This is a genomic window from Novosphingobium sp. UBA1939, from assembly GCF_002336885.1.
In the GTDB taxonomy this organism is placed as follows: Bacteria; Pseudomonadota; Alphaproteobacteria; order Sphingomonadales; family Sphingomonadaceae; genus Novosphingobium.
The window spans coordinates 1-3276 of sequence record NZ_DDFB01000106.1 but is presented as its reverse complement, the minus strand read 5'-3'; the positions used below and the strand labels follow the sequence as shown (position 1 = coordinate 3276).

General features: G+C 72.4%; 3 protein-coding genes. All 3 read right to left on the bottom strand.

Annotated elements, in window-relative coordinates; all coding sequences use genetic code 11:
• On the bottom strand, nt 1-1100 hold a 1100-nt coding region (locus B3547_RS13295), incomplete at its 3' end, for an efflux RND transporter permease subunit (RefSeq protein ID WP_292963948.1).
• Nucleotides 1101-1102: 2 nt separating this feature from the next.
• The gene (locus tag B3547_RS13290) at nt 1103-2098 is read right to left on the bottom strand and encodes a hypothetical protein (RefSeq protein ID WP_292963903.1); all 996 of its coding nucleotides are present in this window, start codon (nt 2096-2098) and stop codon (nt 1103-1105) included.
• The coding region (locus B3547_RS13285) for a TolC family protein (RefSeq protein WP_292963901.1) at nt 2095-3276 on the bottom strand (1182 nt) is incomplete at its 5' end. The genes B3547_RS13290 and B3547_RS13285, both read right to left, overlap by 4 nt.

The following is a 3276-nucleotide window of genomic DNA, read 5'->3' as shown; positions in this document are numbered from 1 at the left end:
ACGAACGCGATCAGCGTCACGCGCCAGTCGCGCAGGATCAGCATCAGCACCAGCGCGATCATCAGCGCCCCGATCACCAGATCGCGCTCGATCCCGCCCAGCGCGCTTTCGATGAAGTTCGCCGGGCGGTGCATCGCGGGCAGGATGCGGACGCCGGCGGCGGTCAGGGCGGGCGTGACTTCGGCCAGCGCCGCTTCCAGGTTGCGCGTGGTCTGCAAGGTGTTGGCGCCATACTGGCTCGATAGCGTCATCAGCACGCCGGGGCGCCCCATGATCAGCGCATCGCCCTGCCGCGGCGCGGCGGCATCGACCACTTGCGCGACATCGCCGACCCGCACGGTCCCGCCGCTGCCCGTGGAGAGCACGGAGTCCGCGATCTGGCGGGCGGTCATCGCGCTGGGGCCGGGATCGATCAGGATGCGCTGGCTGGGCGTGTCGGCAAAGCCGCCGCCGTTGACGTGGATGGCGCGGTCCACCGCCCCGGCAAGGTCGGCGAAGGTCAGGCTGCGGGCCAGCAGGCGCGCGGGATCGGCCCGCACCTCGATCCGGCGCTGTTCGCCGCCAAACACGTTCGCGCGCGCCACTCCCGGCGCGGCGAGCAGGCGCGGGCGGACCGTCCATTCGACAAGATCGCGCAGCGCCATGGGGCTCAGGCGATCGCTGGTGAAGCCGATCTTGAGCAGGTCCATGGTCGAGGAGGTGAGCGGGGTGATGCGCGGCGTATCGGACCCGGCGGGCAATTGCGGGATGGCATCGGCCAGCGCCTCGGACACTTGCTGCCGCGCGCGGTAGGGATCGACGCCTTCGTGGAAGGTCACGTCGATGACCGACAGCCCCTGGATCGATTCCGAACGGACCGTCTCCACGCCGTTGGCGCCGTTGATGACCGCTTCCAGCGGCCGCGTGATCAGCATTTCGACCTGGCGCGGCGTATAGCCCGGCGCCTCGGTCTGGACGCTGGCCTGCGGCGGCACGAATTCCGGAAACACGTCATAGGCGGCGCCGGCCACGCGCGCGGCGCCAAGCCCCAGCAGGACGAGAGCCAGGGCCAGCACGGTCCAGGCATGACGCAGCGACTGGCGGACGATGAACGACAGCATCGCTATTCGTCGCCCCCGTCTGCCGGCCCGTCTGCCGGGGCAGCGTGTTCGAGGCCCAGCAGCGTGCCGGCGCCCGATACCACGATGCGATCGTTCGCGCGCAGCGCGGCGGCGGGAACGAACCAGCCTTCGCGGCGCGCAACCGCCCCTTGCAATGGCACGCGCTCGAAGCCGTCAGACCCTGCCAAGCGATAGGCACAGAGCGCGCCGTCCACCCGCACCAGCGCTTCGCGCGGGATCAGGTATCCGCCCTGCGTGCCGGCGTCCGTGCGATGCGCCGCCAGGATGCGCCCGACGCCCGCGCGGGCCACGGCAGCGCCACGGAGCAGCGCCAGCGTCCCCGCCGTCTGCAGTTGCGTGTCACCCATCGCGGCGGGGCCGAGCGCCCGGACACCGATCTGCAGGTCGCCTGCATCGACGGTTATCGTGGAGCCGGCCGGAACGATGCCGTCGGGGAAATCGATGCGCAGCACGGCGACTGTGCCCGCCGCTGCTTCGCGCGCCAGTCCCGGCACGCTCCCACATCCCAGCCGCGCAAGGCCCGCGCCGAATTCCAGCCCGATCCGCTGGCAGGCCGCGCCCAGCCGCGCGAGATCTGCCACCGCCTGTGCCCGTGCCATTTCCACATCGCGTTGCGATGCACCCTGATCGGCGCGGGCGAGGCTGGCCAGCCGTGCGGCTTCGCGCCCCGATGCCTCGGCGGCGGCCGTCGCGGCGGTCACTTCGGCGGCAATCGCCGAAAGCGCGGTGAGGTCGATGGCGCGGGCATAGCCGGCCGCTTCCGTGCGCTGCGTCGCCGGCACGGGCTCGGCCAGCCGGATCCCGGCGCGCGCCTGCGCCCCGGCGTCCAGATGCAGCCCCGCGCCAGCAGTCGATACGGGCGGGTCGGAATCTCCCGTCTCGGCATCCGCGTCCATGCGCGAAACCGCGAGCAGGGTGCCGAGCACGCCCGCGCCCATGCCGCCCAGCACCAGACCCGCGATGGCCAACCGCTTCATGGCTGCTTCTCCAGCAGGGTGACGAGGCGGTTGCGGTCGATCATCGTTTCCGGTCCTTCCAGCGGCTGCCGCAGGGCGTCTTCCAGCGCGGCGTCCGCCGCGCGCAGGCGCGCCAGGGCATCGATTTCAGCCAGGCGCGCTTCCAGCGCCGCGATCTGTGCGCCGGTCCAGTCCGCGCGGCCGACCGCGCCTTTGGCAAGCTGGGCATCGGCGCGCCGGGCGACGGCTTCGGTCTGTGGCAATTCGGTGCGACGGACCCGATCAAGAGCCGCCGATGCCGCCGTCCGTTCCGCCCGCGCGCTTTCGATTGCGGCCTGCGCCTGTGCGAGCGCGGTTTCGATCGCCGCTCCGGCCTGCGCGCGGCGCGCTTCGGCCGCGCGGATCGCGGCGCGGTTGAGATCGAACGATGGCACCGTCAGGTTGATCGCGAACGGCAGCTTCACCAGACCGCGCTCCCAGGTATAGCCCGGCCCCAGGCTGACGGCGGGATACTGGCGCGCCAGCTCCCCGCGCAGATCGGCCTCGGCCTGATCGTAGGCGACGATGGCCTTGAGCACGTCGGCGCGGCCGGCCACGGCACGGGCCATGGCGGATGGAGACAACGCGGGCGTATCGGCGGGCGCGGCGTCGAAACCATCCCATGCGACATCAAGGCCGTCGAGCGCGGTTGCGGGCAGGCCCAGCACGCCCGCCATCGCGATGCGCGCCTGTTGCGCGCGCCGCTGCGCGTCTTCCAGCGCCCGCGCTGCCTGCGCGCGCTGTGCACGATAGGGAAACAGGTCCAGCCCGGCCGTCTCGCCACGCGCCACGCGCTGTTCCAGCACCGCCAATTGCCGGTCGCGCATGGCAACGATGGTTGCGCCGAGTTCCGCCTGCCGCCGGGCAATCAGGTGATCCGTCAGCGCGCGGATCAGCGCCATGCGATCGGCCCAGGCCACCTCGGCCAGATCGTAGCGCGCCGCGACCACTCCAAGGTCCGCCCGCGCCAGCCGCGCGCCGCGCCGGCCGCCGATGTCCAGCGGCAGGTCCACCCCGCCGCCCAGCAGCCATGGCGAGGACGTCGACGGGTCGTTGGCGTATTCGCTGCTGAGCGTGAGCGTGGGCGATCCCACCTTGCGCGCGCTGCGCGCGTCGCGCCGCGCGGTTTCCAGCGCCGCGCGCGCCTCGGCCACACGCGG

Coding starts and splice junctions, on each gene's coding strand:
- B3547_RS13290 (WP_292963903.1), bottom strand. CDS start 2,098: ATGAAGCGGTTGGCCATCGCGGGTCTGGTGCTGGGCGGCATGGGCGCG.